Below are 15,130 nucleotides of genomic sequence, written 5' to 3'. Positions count from 1 at the left end.
CCATGGCTAGCCCTCGTTTGAACAAAGATGACGCCGTTGTATTGTTGGTCGACCACCAGACTGGCCTGATCTCCCTGGTACAGGATTTCTCGCCCAACGAATTCAAGAACAACGTCCTGGCCCTGGCCGATGTGGCGAAGTTCTTCAACCTGCCAACCATCCTCACCACCAGCTTCGAAAGCGGCCCCAACGGCCCACTGGTACCAGAGCTGAAAGAACTGTTCCCGGACGCGCCTTACATTGCCCGCCCTGGCCAGATCAACGCCTGGGACAACGAAGATTTCGTCAAGGCCGTCAAGGCGACTGGCCGCAAGCAGATCATCATTGCCGGTGTGGTGACGGACGTGTGCGTCGCGTTCCCGACCTTGTGCGCCCTGGAGGAAGGCTTTGAGGTGTTCGTGGTCACTGATGCGTCGGGCACCTTCAACGAAACCGTGCAACAAGCGGCCTGGGCGCGCATGACCGCCGCCGGTGCGCAACTGGTGAACTGGTTCGCGGTTGCCTGCGAATTGCAGCGCGACTGGCGCAACGACATGGAAGGCCTGGCCAACCTGCTGTCGCCGCGCATTCCCAACTACCGCAACCTGATGAACAGCTACTCGGCGTTTACCAAGTAACCCACCCGAAAAACACCGCAAAACCCTGTGGGAGCCGGGCTTGCCCGCGATGGCGGTGTGTCAGTCGACAGAAATGTTGGCTGGTACACCGCTATCGCAGGCAAGCCAGCTCCCACATTTTGATTTGTGGTGTTGCGACTATCCGGTTATAAAACAGCCCATCGTCCACCGAGAAGCGACAATGAACCCCTTCGAAGACATGCGCCTGTTCTGCCAGGTCATGGAATCCGGCAGTTTCACCGCCGCCGCCGAGCAACTGGGCCTGTCCAAGCAGTTTGTCAGCCGCCGCCTGATCCAGCTGGAAGACCGCCTCGGCGTGCGCCTGCTCAACCGTTCCACGCGTCGTCTGGATGTCACGCCACTCGGCCAGAGTTACTACGAATCCGCCTTGCGCCTGCTCGGTGAAGTCGAGCAAGTGGAGCAGGGAATCGCCGGGCAGAACAGCGAACCGCGCGGCACCCTCCGCCTCAGCGCGCCGTTGTCGTTTGCCATGGCGCACCTGGGCTGCCTGTTGCCGTTGTTCCTGCAGCACCATCCCCAGGTGTCGGTGGAGGTCGATCTGAGCGACCGCCCCGTGGACCTGATCGGCGAGGGCTACGACCTGGTGCTGCGCATCGGCACCCTGGAGGATTCCACCTTGATTGCCCGCCGTATCGCCAGCATTCCCCGTGTGTATTGCGCGAGCCCCGACTACCTGGCCCTGCGCGGTACGCCGCAAAAACCCGAAGACCTTGCCGACCACGACTGCCTGCCCTACGGCCATGGCCGCCAGGTGCAATGGCGTTTCAAAGGCAAGCTACAGGCGCTGAACGTGAGCGGGCGTATGCGCGTGAACAACGGCGACTTGCTGCGCGACACCGCCATCGCCGGCTTGGGTGTGACCTACCTGCCGACGTTTATCGTCGGCGATGCCTTGAAGGACGGCCGCCTGGTCACCGTCCTCGACGAGTTCGCCCCCGAAGCGCTGACATTATCGGCGGTGTACCCGCAGCATCGGCAAAGCTCGCGGCCGGTGCAGGCGCTGGTGGAGTTCCTGCGTGAACGCCTGGCTAGCGGCTGTTGAACAGTTGGCGGATCAGGTTGGGCGTGCTGCCGGTCCAGCGCTTGAATGAGCGGCGAAAATTCGCTGCGTCGTTGAAGTTCAGGTACGCCGCCACTTCGTCATTGCCGTAGCCCTTGACCTGGTACAGGTGCAGCGCCACTTGCTTGCGCACGCGGTCGACCTGTTGCTGAAAGCCGGTATCGTGTTTGTGCAGCTTGCGCTTGAGGGTCGCCGGGCTCATGGCGAAGGCGTGTGCGGCCTGTTCCAGGCTTGGCGGCTGGCGCACCTGCTCGCGCAGGTAGTCGTAGAGACAATCCAGAAAACTGCCGGTGAAACCCAGCTGTTCGATCTGCTCGCGGGCTTGTTGGCGCGCTACCTGGCCGGCGGTGGCCGAGGCGCCCGGCCAGGCGCGGGTGAGGTGTTCGCGAGGGATGCTCAGCATGTCCAGCGGCCGCTCGAAACGCGTGTCTTCCCCCAAGTTCACCCAGTATTGCTCGACATAGCGCGGCTCGGCATGGCTGAAGCTGACCGTCCATGGCAGGCGTTCGCCGCTGAGCCATTGGCTCATGGCAACCAGTGAGGTCATGCTGGCTTCCAGCAAGAAGCGCCAGTGTTCGCCGGCGCCGCAACTGTCCAGCCAGTACAGATAGGCGTGGTGTTCATCCAGCTCCAGTTGCAGGGTAACCAGCGGGCTGAGCAGCACCTGTTGCTGGATCAGGATGTCCAGGGCCTGGTGCAGGTTCTGTGCATGGCCCAACGCATGACTGGCGGCGCCGTAATAACCGGGCAACAGGCGTTGGCCAAACAGGAAGCTGCTGTCGTCGGCGTCGAGCAGTTTGCGGCTGTTGCCTATTAAACCCAGGAACTGCTGTGGGCTCAGCCGCGCCGTGCCGGCCAGGATGTCTTCGTGAAACAAGCCGGTGCCGCGCAGCAGGCGGTGGCTGTCGATATCCCGGGACAGGGCCAGGTCGATCAACGTGGCCGGTTGATAGTGCCCGGGAATGAAGCGGCTGTCGGCCTCGTACCAGCTGGTTTTAACGGCCATTTCAGGCACTTTTCGCCAGGGGTTGCTTGGCCCTGGCCAGGGCCAGGTTGAGGCGCTTGAGCAAGTCGTGGGGCGGCTCGTCCAGGGCCATGACCACGGCGGTGGTCGCCGCCAGTTGCAGGCGCTCACCGTGCAGCCGGGTCTTGTGGGCCAGGCCGCGCACGGCCTGTTGCAACTCCAGCGCGATCTCCTTGGCCTGGCGTTCGCCGGTATTGGGCAGCAGCACCACAAACCGGTCACCGGCCAGGCGGCACAGCAGGTCCTGGCGGCGCAGGTTGAGCAACAACAAATGGCTGAGCGCCTGCAGCACGGCGTCGCCTTCGGCATGCCCGTAGGCCTGGTTGATGGCGGCGAAGTTGTCCAGGTCCAGGGCCAGCAGCGACAGCGGTTGTTGCTGCGCGTGGCTGTCTTGCAGGCTGTCGGCCAACTGGCGCTTGAGGTAGTCGGCACCGGCCAGCGGCGTGAGTTTGTCGAACAGCCGATGTTCGCGGAACAACCGCTCACGCTTTTCCATCTGCGCGCTGATCGCCAGTTGCTCGCGGTGCCAGTGGTAGATGCCGATGGTCAGCAGGATCATGCCCACCGGCATCGGCCCGGACTCCAGCCAGTGATCCCAGGTGATGCTGTCGGGCAGGCGGATGAACTCATCGAGGCTGTCGATCCACCAGGAGAAAAATATGCACGACAGGCCCAGCGCCAGGTAGTTGGTGACGCGCCCGGCGGGGCGGCTCTTCAGCACCAGGCCCAGCCACACCAGCGCCAACAGCGCGGAGCCGCCTTCGCCGAAGATGTCCAGCCACACCCATTCGCTGAAGCTCTTCAACTCGCCACAGGCCAGGTGCAGGATCAGCCCGAGGTTGGCGGCGATCAGCAACAGGGAGAGTTTCCAGCGGTGGGGTTTGAGCACGGAAAACATGGCCGCGAGTCCTTGGGCAAAAAAGCGATGGGCGCCAGCACAGCAGATGGATGTGACGGTTGCGTGACGGTGGGGGAGGGTCGAATCAGCTCATGCCATACACACAATCTCCTGACAAACACAAAACAACTGTGGGAGCGGGCTTGCTCGCGAATACGGTGGATCAGCCACACAGGTGCTAGCTGCAATACCGCATTCGCGAGCAAGCCCGCTCCCACATTTTGATCGAGGTCATTTCAGCTCATTTGTTCGCTTAAAACCGCTCAAAACCCCGGTTTACGGGGTTTGCAGGTGCCCCCTGTCACAGAACCGTCATCCCCCACCCCTAGCGTGCCCTCCCAGTTGCCGGGCCTCTTGCCTGGCGCCAACGGATTCTTGGGGAGGATTGCATGTACAAGCGAACCGGGCTCGTCGGCTTCACGCTTACTGCCTTGGCCCTGGCGATGGCCAGCGAGCGGCTTTCGGCGGCCGAAGTGGCCAACACCGAGCACGTCGAGGTGGTCGGCCAGGCGGCAGCCATTGATCAGGCGCTCAAGGAGCAACGCAGCGCCGACAGCATCAAGAGCGTGGTGCATGCCGACGGCGTGGCCCAGTTGCCGGATGAAAACGTCGCGGAAGCGGCGCAGCGCTTGCCGGGTATCAGCGTGGAGCGCGACCAGGGCGAAGGTCGCTTTGTCAGCGTGCGCGGCCTGGGCCCGGACCTCAACAGCGTGACAATCAACGGCACCCTGGTGCCGGCCCCGGAAAGCGCACGCCGCGCGGTGGCCCTCGATGTGCTGCCTTCGGAGCTGGTGCAGTCGCTGTCGGTGATCAAGACCCTCACCCCGGACATGGACGCCAACTCCCTGGGCGGCACCGTCGATGTGCAAAGCCTGTCGGCCTTCGACCACAAGGGGCTGTTCTACACCGGCAGCACCGAGGCCAGCTACGACAAGAACACAAGCCAGACCAGTCCCAAGTTTTCCGGCGCCGCCAGTAACCGTTTCAGCCTCGGCGACGGTATCGACAACTTCGGCGTGGCCGCTGCACTCAGCTGGCAGAAGCGTGACTTCGGCTCGGACAACGTCGAAACCGGCGGCGCCTGGGACTTCACCAACGGCGCCAAGCTCAATGAATTCGAGCAACGCGACTACGACATCAGCCGAGAACGTGCTGGTGGCGGCCTGAACTTCGACTACAAGCCCGATGACCTCAGCAGCTACTACCTGCGCACCCTCTACAGCCGCTACAAAGACACCGAGACCCGCAACTCCACCAGTCTCGAATTTGCCGATCCCCAAGCGCCCGGCGAGCTGGGCGATGCCGAGGCCAAACGCAAGCTGAAGAACCGCGAAGAGACCCAGGAAATCCAGTCCTACGTATTCGGCGGCGAGCGCATGCTCGGCCTGTGGACCCTGAGCGGCCAGGCCGGCTACAGCCAATCCAGCGAAGACAGCCCGGCGCACATCGCCGGTGCCACCTTCGACGGCGGCGACTTTGCCAACAGCGGCTTCTACGACAAGGACAAGCCACGCCCGATCATTGGCAGCGGCTTCTACGACGCGCGCAACTTCACCCTCGACAAGGTCGACTGGGAAAAACAGAACACTAAAGACACCGAGAAAAACCTGCGCCTGGACCTGGCCCGCGACTACGACCTGAGTGGCTATGCCTCCCAGGTTAAGTTCGGCGGCAAAGTCAGCCGTCGCAACAAGGACAACGACCTGGAAGCCTGGGTCTACAAAGACTTCGACACCCTCGGTTTTACCGCCGACCAGCTCAACCTTAGCCAATTCCAGAAGGGCAACGTTGACTATCGCCTGGGCAACTACGGGCCGGGCATCAGCCCCAGCAGCATCAAGCACTTGATCGGTGGCCTCAACGCTGCGGACTTCTATGACGAGACCGAATCTCGGGTCAACGACTTCACCATCCGCGAAGACATCAACGCCGGCTACCTGATGAACACCATCGACATCGACGACTGGCGCTTTATCGCCGGCCTGCGCTACGAGGGCACCGAGTTCGAAGCCAAGGGCACCGGCGCCACCGATGGTGTGTTCACGCCCACCGAGACCAAGCGCCGTTATCACCACTGGCTGCCGGGCCTGCATGCGCGCTACCAGATCGACAAGAACACCCAGGTGCGTGCGGCCTGGACCAAATCTGTGGTGCGCCCGACCTTCGGTCAATTGGCGCCAGGGTTCGTGATCGACGATGACGAAGCCACCTTCGGCAACCCGGACCTCAAACCCCTGGAGTCGAGCAATCTGGACCTGGGCATCGAGCACTTCATGGGCCGCGCCGGCACTGTTTCCGCGTTCGTGTTCTACAAGGACATCAAGAACTTCGTCTACAACACCGACCTGGCCGGCACCGGGGCCTGGGCCAACTTTTCCGAGGCGCATACCTACGCCAACGGCGACAGTGCCAAGCTCTACGGCCTGGAACTGGCCTACTCACAGAAATTCGATTGGCTGCCGGCACCGTGGAATGGCCTGCTGATCGGTGCCAACACCACGTTCAGCCGTTCCAGTGCTGACATCGAAGGCTTCGACAGCGCCAGCGGCGCGAATCGCAAACGCAACATCAGCCTGCCCAACCAATCGGACACCGTCGGCAACCTGATGCTCGGTTGGGAAAACGACAAGCTCAGCCTGCGCCTGTCGGCCAACTACAAATCGGCCTACCTCTACGAGCTGGCCTCGATCAACGACAAGGCCCACGACCTGCACGTCGACGCCCAGACTTTCGTCGATTTCAGCGCGCGCTATTCGCTGACCAAGAACCTGCAAGTCAGCTTCGAGGCCCAGAACCTCACCGATGAGTCCTACTTCGTCTACACCGGCCACCGCAGCTACAACGGCCAGTACGAGGAATACGGCCCGACCTACAAAGTGGGCCTGACCTTCACCCATTTCTAACCCCACCCCCACGTTTCCACTGTAGGAGCGAGCTTGCTCGCGAAAAACGCCAGGGCACCGCGTGCATCCAGACAGCCCGCGTCATCGTTGCCGTTCTTCGTGAGCAAGCTCGCTCCTACAAGACAAGGATTTTGATTGTTCATGAGAATTTCCAAGCTCTACCTGATGATGGCGTTGGTCGCTTGCTCGCCGGTCATGGCCGCCGACCTGGCGCTGAGCCCTTGGGCGCCGAGCCTGAAGGCCGAAGCGCTGGCTTTTCTGCCAGGTCGCACTGAACGCTTGGCCGCCAGCACCCGCGACGGCCTGCAATTGCTCGACAACCAAGGTGCCGAACTGGCCCGTTTCAAAGGCAACTTCAGCAGCCTCGACACCCGCGCCGCTGGCACCCAGGTGCTGGTGGCCAGCCTCGACAACGACCGCCAGCAAGCGCTGTTGGTGAGCCTTGATGCCGCGACCAGAACCTTTGGCAAACCGCTGTACCTGCCCGCCCGCGATTACCCGGTCAATGGCCTGTGCCTGTTCCGCGACGCAGCCGCCAACCTGTTTGTGTTCCTGGTGGGGGAAGAGGGCAAGGGCGAGCAATGGCTGGTGGGCAATGGTTCGACGTTGTCAAGCAACCCTCAGCGCTTGCGCGGTTTGCCGCTGCCGCCGTCGGCACAGTTCTGCCAGGTGGATGACGCGACCCAGCAGTTGCTGATCAATGAAGAAAACGTCGGTTGGTGGGCCTACCCGGCACACCCTGAGGCGGATGTGAAACGCACCCCGGTGGCGCTGTTCGACACCCCCAAACGCGAGGCTGGCGCCATGGCGCTGGTGCCGGGCGGGGTGGTGGCGCTGGATCCTAAGACCGCCCAATTGCATCTGTTTCAGCAAACCGGCGAGCGCTGGGTTGAACAGGGCAGCCTGACGCTGCCGGGCTTGAAAGAACCGGAGCAACTGAGCGTCAGCGGTCAGCACGTGCTGGTGCGGGATGACGACACCGGCAGGCTCTACCAGGGCAAACTCGACTGGAAGGCAACGCCTGTGGCCGCCGAGCCGGTAGTGCCGGAAGTCGCCGCCCTGCGCCAAACCGACCCGGTCGGTCGCCAGGGGGATGCGGCGGATGACCCGGCGATCTGGATTCACCCCGAACAACCCGCCAAAAGCCGCGTGCTCGGCACCAACAAAAAGCAGGGCCTGCTGGCCTATGACCTCGACGGCAAGCTGCTGCAGGAGCTGGCGGTCGGCCGCCTGAATAACGTCGATGTGCGCCCCAATTTCAAGCTCGGCGCGCAAACAGTCGACCTCGCCGTGGCCAGCAATCGCGACCACAACAGCCTGAGCCTGTTCAGCATCGACCGCCAGAGCGGCGAACTGCGCGAAGCCGGTGAAGTGCCGACGCCGCTCAAGGAAATCTACGGTATCTGCCTGTTCCAGCCCGCCAGCGGCGAGATCTACGCGATCGCCAATGGCAAGGACGGCACCTTCCTGCAATACCGTCTGAGTGCACCGGACGGCCGGGTGCAGGGCGAGCTGGTGCGCCAGTTCAACGTCGACAGCCAACCCGAGGGCTGCGTGGCCGATGACCAGCGCCAGCGCCTGTTCATCGGTGAAGAAGACGTCGGCGTCTGGGCAGTGGATGCCCGCGCCGATCAACCCGCCGCGCTCACCAGCGTGATCAAGGTCGGCCCGCAGTTGCATGCCGATGTCGAGGGCCTGGCGTTGTACCAGAGCAAGGAACGCGACTACCTGGTGATCTCCAGCCAGGGCAATGACAGCTACCTGGTGCTGGACGCCGAGCCACCGTTCGCCACCCACGGCGCCTTTCGTGTCGGCCTGAATGCGGCGGCGGGGATTGATGGTGCTTCGGAAACCGACGGCCTGGAAGTCACCGCGATCAACCTCGGCGGGCCCTGGAGCAAAGGCCTGCTGGTGGTGCAGGACGGCCGCAAGCGCATGCCCGAGCAGACCCAGAACTTCAAGTTCGTGCCGTGGGCCGAGGTGACCCGCGCGTTGAAATTGCCGTAGGCGTCATCACCCGGTCATCACTTTTTAATCGAATAGGAGCTTAACCATGCACGCGACGATGGAACATATGACGATCTGGGGTTTGATCAGTGACGCCAGCCTGTTGGTCAAGGTCGTGATGGTCACGCTGCTGCTGGCGTCATTGCTCAGTTGGTACCTGATCATCCAGCGCGCCAGTGTATTGCGCCGCCTGGAGCGCCAGTTGAAGGGTTTTATGCTGCGCTTTCGTAGCGCTGCGGACTTGCAGCCGCTGTACCGCGACACCGTGCAGGCGGGCGAGGGCGGCATTGCGCCGATCTTTATCGCCGGGGTGCAGGAATACCAGCACCTGCACAGCCACGATCCGGCCGTGCTGGAAGGGGTCGAGCGCGCCTTGCAGGTGGCGATCACCGAGCAGGAAATCGAGCTGGAAAAGGGCCTGCAATTCCTGGCGACCGTGGGTTCGGTCAGCCCCTACATCGGCCTGTTCGGCACCGTGTGGGGCATCATGAATTCCTTTATCGGTTTGTCCCAGGTGCAGCAGGCGACGTTGTCGACGGTAGCACCGGGCATTGCCGAGGCACTGATCGCCACTGCCATCGGCTTGTTCGCGGCCATCCCGGCGGTGATCGCCTATAACCGCTTCGCGGCACGTGGCCAGATCCTGCTGACCCGCTACTACGCCTTCGGCAACGAGCTGCAAGTGCGCCTGCACCGCACCTTGCGCGGTACGCCGATCAACCTGGCCGTGGCCGCCTGAGCAAGGAGCAAACCGATGTTGACCAGGCCGCAACGCAAGCACGGGCCCAAGGCCGAGATGAACGTGGTGCCCTACATCGACGTGATGCTGGTGCTGCTGGTGATCTTCATGGTCACCGCGCCAATGCTGACCCAAGGCGTAAAAATCGAGCTGCCCAAGGTCGCCGCCGAGGCCCTGGCCACCGACACGCGCCAGCAGATCCTCACGCTGTCGGTGAAGGCTGACGGCGGCTACTACTGGAACCTGGGCGGCGAACTCGACACCACCCACCAGACCGACAGCGCCGTGACCCTCGACGAAATGGGCGCCAAGGTCATGCAGGTGGTGGCGGCGCGCAGCGATACCCAGGTGTATATCCGCGCCGACGACAACGCGGGCTACGGCCGGGTCGTGGCGGCCATGGCGGTGTTGCAGAAGGGCGGTGTCAGCAATCTGGGGTTGGTGACCGTGGCCCCGCAATGACGGCGATGATCATGCACAGTCCGATGCTCGCAGTGGGGCCTGGGGAGCCTTCCGGGTTCTGGAGAAACAGCGTGGCGGCCAGCCTCGCGGTGGCGCTGCATGTGGGCGTGCTGGCGGCGCTGATGCTGGGCTGGTCGACAGATAAGCCGCCGGTGGAAACGCCGAGGGTGATGCATACCCAGTTGGTTATGATGCCGCCAGCGCCGACACCAGCTCCCGTGCCTGAGCCTGTGGCCGTCGCAGCGCCAGCGCCGGAGCCTGTGGTGGTTCCCGTGCCGGCGAAACCGGTGATCGATCCACAGATCCAGGCACAAAAACTGGAAAAAGCCGCGTTGGCGCGCAAGCGGGTCGAGGAAAAGCAGCTGGAGCAGCAACAGGAGCGCCTGGCCACTGAACAGCGCAGTCGCGAGCTGGAACAGCAGCGCCTGGCCCAGGAGCGCCTCGCTGCGGAACGCGCACGCCCTGCAGCACCGGCCGCCGCGCCGGCCTTCGACAGCCGCCAGTACCAACCCTTGAGCAAAGAGGCGCCGGACTATCCGGAGCGTGCCCTGGACAAAAACATCGAAGGCGATTGTTCGGTGGAGTACACCGTCAACACCCAAGGGCGTGTCGAAAACCCCAAGGTGCTGGACGGCTGCCATCCGCTGTTCATGCGGCCTTCACTGGCGGCGGCGAATACCTTTCGCTACCAGCCGAGGATCGTCGATGGAAAACCCGTGCCGGTGCCGGCCGTGCGCAATACTTTCCATTACCGCATCAAATGATTTCTCCCAGTCAACACAGGTCCCATGTGGGAGCGGGCTTGCTCGCGAATACAGAGTGTCAGTCGATACACCTTTGACTGAACCACCGCATTCGCGAGCAAGCCCGCTCCCACATTTTGATTTGCGTTAGACGTAAGCTAAGTTATTCAGCGCTTGACCCGTCACGTAGCGCTCCAGGTTCGCCAAAAACGTATCCGCAATCTCATTCCGGCTATTTGTCGAAATCGCCGACGTATGCGGCGATAACCTCACCCTTGGATGGGTATACAGCGGATGCCCGTCCGGCAACGGCTCCGGCTCGGTTACATCCAGCGACGCCAGCCCGATCTGCCCATTGTCCAGTGCTTCCAACAGCGCCTCCTGATCCAGCAACCCACCGCGTGCGATATTGATCAGGTGCAACCCCGGCTTGGCGCTGCCCAGCACGTCACGGTTGATGAGCTGCCGCGTGGACTCGGTCAGCGGTGCCGCCACCACCAGGTGATCGGCGCGGGCGAACAGGTCGTGGATGTCCAGGGCGGCGTCCACGCCCGCGCTGAACGGCGCCTGGCTTTGGCGCAGCGCTACGACCTTGATCCCCAGGGCCAGGGCTTTTTGCGCGAGGCGTTCGCCTATCGCACCAAACCCCAGGATGCCCAAGGTGGTGCCCTTCAGCGGGCGCAACGCGGTGAAGTTCCACTGCGAATCCTTTACCCAGATGTCCGGCAAATGCTTGGCGGCGGCAAAGATCGCGGCCAAGGCAAACTCGGCCAGGTTGTCAGCGGCACTGCCACGGGAGGTGGTCACCGGCGGACCGTTGAACAGCCACTGCGGGTAGAAATCGATGCCCGACGACACCAGGTGCACCCATTGCGCGCCGTAAGGCCAACCCGGTGGTGGGGTATCCGGCGCGGTGTAGCCGCGCACATTGATCGGGCGCAGCAGCAGGATATTCGCCTGGGGCGGCAGGTCGCTCGGTACACCAACGGGCACGCCGATCACCTGGGCCTCGGGATGGATCTTTGCCAGGCGCTCGCGAATCACTTCATTGAAATCTTCGTCCAGCTGGCTGGCGATAATCACCTGACTCATGTGCGTTCCTTCTGGCGTTGGGCGAAGACGGCCTTGCCGACGCCTTGCAATACGGCGTCGTTCTGCGGGGTATGCACGCGGCTGCACAGCACGTCGCGGTAATGCCGTTGCAACGGGCTATGGCGCGACAGACCGGGGTTGCCCGAGGCTTCGATGGCCAGCTCCACGGCGCGGATCGCATTGTGGGTCACCAGGTACTTCAACTGCGCCGCATTGGCGGCGGGGGTGTGGCCTTCGGCGGCAGCGTCGAGCAGGCTACGGTTGGCGAACAGCAGGGTGTCGATATGGCCGACGGTTTCCTGGAAGCGCGGCAGGGTCGACAGCGCTGCACCGAGGTTGGACGGCGCGCGTTCTTCCAGCCAGTTCACCAGCCAGTCCCGCGCAGCCTGGGCTACGGCGTCGTATACCGAGGACAACAACACCGACATCCACAGGAAACCTTCGCCGTCCAGCTCCGGCGACGGCGCGCTCCACGGGCTGACGCTGACGGCGTGGTCCAGCGGCACCAGCACGTTGTCGAGCACCACTTCATGGCTGCAGGTAGCTCGCATGCCCAGGTGGTCCCAGGTGTCGATGATGGTCACGCCGGGGCTGTTTTTGGGCACCAGCCAGGCGCCAACCAGCGGGTCGGCATCGTCACTGCGGCCCCACACGCTGAACCAGCTCAGGCCGTGGCTGCCGGTGGAGTAGATCTTGCGGCCGCTGATGCGCCAGCCTTCGGCGGTGCGCACCGCAGTGGTCGCCGGCAGCCCGCCACGGGCCGGGGTGCCGAGGTCGGGTTCGACGCGCAGGGCGTTGATCAGGGCGCCGTTGCGCACAGCGTCGTCGGCCACTTGCGTGCGCAGGTGGGCGGGCCAGGTCTTGCTGTCTTGCAGGCGTGTGTGTTGCAGGTACTGCATCACCAGGATCAGCGCGGTAGACGGTTCGCCCTTGGCAATCGCACTGATCGCCTTGCGCGCCTGGGGCAGGCTCGCGCCGCCGCCACCCAGCGCCTTGGGCACGGTGAGGGCGACCAAGCCATGTTGGTGCAGCAACTGGAAGTTGGCATGGGGGAAGGCGCCGCTTTCGTCATAGACGTGTGCGGTGCTGGCCAGCTCGGTGGTGAGGCGTTCGAGCAGGGCGTCGAAATGGGCGACTTCCACGGAGCGTAAGGAAGGTTGCGAGGATTGGCTCATGCCAGCGCCTCTTGCTGCTCTTCAACCTCGACCGCGACGCTGTAGCGGTTGGCCGGCACGTCCAGGCCCAGGTTGTCGCGTAGCGTTTGGCCGCTGTAGTCGGTGCGGAACAGGCCGCGTTGCTGCAGCACCGGCACCACCAGTTCGGTGAAATACTGCAAGCCATCCGGCAGTACCGAATTGATGATGAAACCATCGCTGGCGCCGGTTTCGAACCAGGTCTGGATCGCATCGGCGACTTGCTCCGGGGTGCCGACAAAATCGCGTTTTGGCCGCGAAAAGCGCAGGGCCACTTCACGCAGGGTCAGGCCTTCGTCCTTGGCCAGTTGCTTGATGCGGTCGGAACCGCCTTTCTGGCTGTTGGAACCGAGGTCACCGAGTTCCGGGAACGGCGCGTCCAAGGGGTACTTGCTGAAGTCGTGGTCGTTGAATGGGCGGCCGAGGGCGACGATCGCGTCTTCCACGGTGACCAGGTCCACGGCCTGCTGATAGCGGCTTTCCACTTCGGCCTCATCGCGGCCAACAATCGGGCGGATACCCGGCAAAATCGACAGGCTGTCGGCGTCGCGGCCAAACCCTTTGGCGCGGCGCTTCAGGTCTTGGGCATAGGCCAGGCCTTCCTCGATGCTGTCCACATGCACAAAGATCGCGTCGGAGTTTTCGGCGGCGAAGTTGCGTCCATCTTCGGAGGTACCGGCCTGGAAAATCACCGGCTGGCCCTGACGCGAACGCGCGATGTTCAGTGGGCCTTTCACCGAGAAGAACTCGCCCTTGTGGTTCAGCGCATGCAGCTTGCTTGGAGTGAAGAATTCGCCGGATTGCTTGTTGTAGGCAAAGGCGTCGTCTTCCCACGAATCCCACAGGCCCTTGACCGCGTTCACGTGTTCCTTGGCGATGCGGTAGCGCACGGCATGGGGTGGATGCTCGGCCTTGCCGAAGTTGTCAGCGGTGCCGCTCAGCCAAGAGGTGACCACGTTCCAGCCAGCGCGGCCGCCGCTGATATGGTCCAGGGACGAGAACTGGCGCGCCACCTGGTAGGGCTCGGTGTAGCTGACGGTCACGGTCGCCACCAGGCCGATGTTCGTGGTGATTGCCGCGAGCGCCGAGAGGATGGTCAGCGGCTCGAAACGGTTGAGGTAATGCGGGCTGGATTTGGCGTGGATATGCAGGCTGTCGGCGATGAACACGAAGTCGAACTTGGCGGCTTCGGCCAGTTCAGTCTGCTGTTTGTAGAAACCAAAGCTGGTGCTGGCGTTGGGTTGGGCGTTCGGGTGGCGCCATTCGCCCCAACCGTGACCGACACCGTGGACCATTGCACCCAATTTTAAATGGCGTGGCTTGCTCATGTTCTGCTCCTATTTAGCGCGAGGCTTGGGAAAGGGGACACGCTTGGCGTTGAAGCTCTTGTCGAAGCCCTGTGACACGTCGATATGCTTGAGCAACAGGCCTTCTTTTTGGTAGGTGTCGGCGGTCGCTTGCAGGCCGCTGATGACCGCGTCGTCGATGGTGACCGGCGTCAGGTGGGTGTCCTTGGCGACTTCCACATGCACTTCCAGCGGCAGGCCGGTGATCTTGGCCTGGGCGGCCGCGTATTCATTGGGGTGCACGTTGGCCCAGGCATAGGCGCGATCAAGACGGGCGACAAAGTCATCCAGTTGCGCGCGCTTGTCGGCGATAGCCTGGCTGGTAGCCGCGAGGTACAGGTGATTGCTCAACAGCTTGTTGCCGCTGATCAGCACGCGGGCCTGGCTTTGCGAGGTGACCACGGTGGTGTACGGGTCCCAGGTGGCCCAGGCGTCAGCGGTGCCGTTGTCCAGCACCAGGCGCGACTCGCTCGGCAGCAGGAAAATGAATTGCACGTCCTGAGAGGTCAGCCCAGCGGTGGCCAGGGCCTTGATCGCCAGGTAATGGCCGATGGAGCCACGCCCGGTGACGATTTTCTTGCCCTTGAGGTCGGCGACGGTCTTGATCGGTGAGTCCTTGGGCACTACCAGGGCGGTGGTGTTACGCCCTTCGGCGTGAATGATGCTGACCACCTTGAGCGACGCACCGGCCCCCAGGGCGAACACATAGGGCGCGTCACCTAGGGCGCCGATGTCTACGGCCCCGGCGTTCAAGGCTTCACCCAGGGGCGAGGCCGACGGGAACTCCGACCAGCGGATTTCGTAGGGCACGTTTTTCGATTCGCCGGAGGCTTCCAGCAGCGCCTTGATGGTGGACTTCTGATTGGCCACGCGCAGCGGTTGCAGGTCGGCGGCGTGGGTGATGCCCGATAGTAGAGCGATCAGCAGGAGAGGCAGCGTCAGACGCATAAGAGAGGCTCCAGGCTAAGGGTTAGGTTGCAGTCGCCTCCGCCTGGAGAAGGGGTCGGCTGTTGGGAAGGCCCGGC

General features: G+C 63.1%; 12 protein-coding genes and 1 pseudogene. 7 read left to right on the top strand and 6 right to left on the bottom strand.

Annotated features, from left to right (window positions below):
• The first annotated feature begins 2 nt into the window (after positions 1 to 2).
• Both ycaC and HX793_RS21700 read left to right on the top strand, forming a co-directional pair.
• Positions 3 to 617 (top strand): isochorismate family cysteine hydrolase YcaC, encoded by a 615-nt coding sequence (gene ycaC, locus HX793_RS21705; protein WP_016980087.1) that lies wholly within the window; start codon positions 3 to 5, stop codon positions 615 to 617.
• Between the two features lie 181 nt (positions 618 to 798).
• Complete coding sequence (locus tag HX793_RS21700; RefSeq protein ID WP_177052407.1) at positions 799 to 1,680, top strand: LysR family transcriptional regulator; 882 nt, start codon at positions 799 to 801, stop codon at positions 1,678 to 1,680.
• Here HX793_RS21700 and HX793_RS21695 read toward each other — a convergent pair.
• Both HX793_RS21695 and HX793_RS21690 read right to left on the bottom strand, forming a co-directional pair.
• Positions 1,667 to 2,704 carry an AraC family transcriptional regulator gene (locus tag HX793_RS21695; protein ID WP_177095945.1) on the bottom strand — a complete coding sequence of 346 codons (1,038 nt, stop codon included), beginning with the start codon at positions 2,702 to 2,704 and terminating at the stop codon, positions 1,667 to 1,669. The genes HX793_RS21700 and HX793_RS21695 overlap by 14 nt on opposite strands.
• 1 nt (position 2,705) lies before the next feature.
• Positions 2,706 to 3,620, bottom strand: coding sequence for a GGDEF domain-containing protein (locus tag HX793_RS21690; RefSeq protein ID WP_177052409.1), 915 nt, complete (start codon positions 3,618 to 3,620; stop codon positions 2,706 to 2,708).
• A 389-nt stretch (positions 3,621 to 4,009) separates the two neighbouring features.
• On the opposite strand from HX793_RS21690, the gene HX793_RS21685 reads away from it, so the two are divergent.
• From HX793_RS21685 to HX793_RS21665, 5 genes are all read left to right on the top strand, one after another.
• Entirely contained in the window at positions 4,010 to 6,523 is a 2,514-nt protein-coding gene (locus HX793_RS21685; RefSeq protein ID WP_177095943.1) for a TonB-dependent receptor, read from the top strand.
• Between the two features lie 141 nt (positions 6,524 to 6,664).
• On the top strand, positions 6,665 to 8,530 hold the full coding sequence (locus tag HX793_RS21680) for a phytase (protein ID WP_177095941.1): 1,866 nt from the start codon (positions 6,665 to 6,667) through the stop codon (positions 8,528 to 8,530).
• 46 nt (positions 8,531 to 8,576) lie between these two features.
• Positions 8,577 to 9,269: a protein TolQ gene (gene tolQ, locus HX793_RS21675; protein ID WP_177095938.1), complete on the top strand. Its 693-nt coding sequence runs from the start codon at positions 8,577 to 8,579 to the stop codon at positions 9,267 to 9,269.
• 15 nt (positions 9,270 to 9,284) lie between these two features.
• Positions 9,285 to 9,731 carry a protein TolR gene (tolR, locus tag HX793_RS21670; protein ID WP_177095936.1) on the top strand — a complete coding sequence of 149 codons (447 nt, stop codon included), beginning with the start codon at positions 9,285 to 9,287 and terminating at the stop codon, positions 9,729 to 9,731.
• Positions 9,728 to 10,495 carry an energy transducer TonB gene (locus tag HX793_RS21665; protein ID WP_016980080.1) on the top strand — a complete coding sequence of 256 codons (768 nt, stop codon included), beginning with the start codon at positions 9,728 to 9,730 and terminating at the stop codon, positions 10,493 to 10,495. Before tolR ends, HX793_RS21665 begins: the two co-directional genes overlap by 4 nt.
• Before the next feature lie 126 nt (positions 10,496 to 10,621).
• Here HX793_RS21665 and HX793_RS21660 read toward each other — a convergent pair whose 3' ends face one another.
• From HX793_RS21660 to HX793_RS21645, 4 genes and pseudogenes are all read right to left on the bottom strand, one after another.
• Positions 10,622 to 11,566 carry a D-isomer specific 2-hydroxyacid dehydrogenase family protein gene (locus HX793_RS21660; RefSeq protein ID WP_177095934.1) on the bottom strand — a complete coding sequence of 315 codons (945 nt, stop codon included), beginning with the start codon at positions 11,564 to 11,566 and terminating at the stop codon, positions 10,622 to 10,624.
• Complete coding sequence (locus HX793_RS21655) at positions 11,563 to 12,741, bottom strand: acyl-CoA dehydrogenase family protein (protein ID WP_016980078.1); 1,179 nt, start codon at positions 12,739 to 12,741, stop codon at positions 11,563 to 11,565. The genes HX793_RS21660 and HX793_RS21655 overlap by 4 nt, the downstream gene beginning before the upstream one ends.
• Positions 12,738 to 14,087 (bottom strand): LLM class flavin-dependent oxidoreductase, encoded by a 1,350-nt coding sequence (locus tag HX793_RS21650; protein WP_016980077.1) that lies wholly within the window; start codon positions 14,085 to 14,087, stop codon positions 12,738 to 12,740. The genes HX793_RS21655 and HX793_RS21650 overlap by 4 nt, the downstream gene beginning before the upstream one ends.
• A 13-nt stretch (positions 14,088 to 14,100) precedes the next feature.
• Positions 14,101 to 15,053 (bottom strand): annotated as a pseudogene (locus tag HX793_RS21645) (ABC transporter substrate-binding protein).
• Positions 15,054 to 15,130: the final 77 nt, after the last annotated feature.

This window comes from Pseudomonas reactans (genome assembly GCF_013387025.1).
GTDB classification, from domain to species: Bacteria; Pseudomonadota; Gammaproteobacteria; order Pseudomonadales; family Pseudomonadaceae; genus Aquipseudomonas; species Aquipseudomonas reactans.
The sequence above is the reverse complement of the archived record's forward strand: the minus strand, read 5'-3'. Positions and strand labels throughout refer to the sequence as shown.

Coding starts and splice junctions, on each gene's coding strand:
- HX793_RS21655 (WP_016980078.1), bottom strand. CDS start 12,741: ATGAGCCAATCCTCGCAACCTTCCTTACGCTCCGTGGAAGTCGCCCAT.
- tolQ (WP_177095938.1), top strand. CDS start 8,577: ATGCACGCGACGATGGAACATATGACGATCTGGGGTTTGATCAGTGAC.
- HX793_RS21680 (WP_177095941.1), top strand. CDS start 6,665: ATGAGAATTTCCAAGCTCTACCTGATGATGGCGTTGGTCGCTTGCTCG.
- HX793_RS21665 (WP_016980080.1), top strand. CDS start 9,728: ATGACGGCGATGATCATGCACAGTCCGATGCTCGCAGTGGGGCCTGGG.
- HX793_RS21650 (WP_016980077.1), bottom strand. CDS start 14,087: ATGAGCAAGCCACGCCATTTAAAATTGGGTGCAATGGTCCACGGTGTC.
- HX793_RS21700 (WP_177052407.1), top strand. CDS start 799: ATGAACCCCTTCGAAGACATGCGCCTGTTCTGCCAGGTCATGGAATCC.
- HX793_RS21660 (WP_177095934.1), bottom strand. CDS start 11,566: ATGAGTCAGGTGATTATCGCCAGCCAGCTGGACGAAGATTTCAATGAA.
- ycaC (WP_016980087.1), top strand. CDS start 3: ATGGCTAGCCCTCGTTTGAACAAAGATGACGCCGTTGTATTGTTGGTC.
- HX793_RS21690 (WP_177052409.1), bottom strand. CDS start 3,620: ATGTTTTCCGTGCTCAAACCCCACCGCTGGAAACTCTCCCTGTTGCTG.
- HX793_RS21685 (WP_177095943.1), top strand. CDS start 4,010: ATGTACAAGCGAACCGGGCTCGTCGGCTTCACGCTTACTGCCTTGGCC.
- tolR (WP_177095936.1), top strand. CDS start 9,285: ATGTTGACCAGGCCGCAACGCAAGCACGGGCCCAAGGCCGAGATGAAC.
- HX793_RS21695 (WP_177095945.1), bottom strand. CDS start 2,704: ATGGCCGTTAAAACCAGCTGGTACGAGGCCGACAGCCGCTTCATTCCC.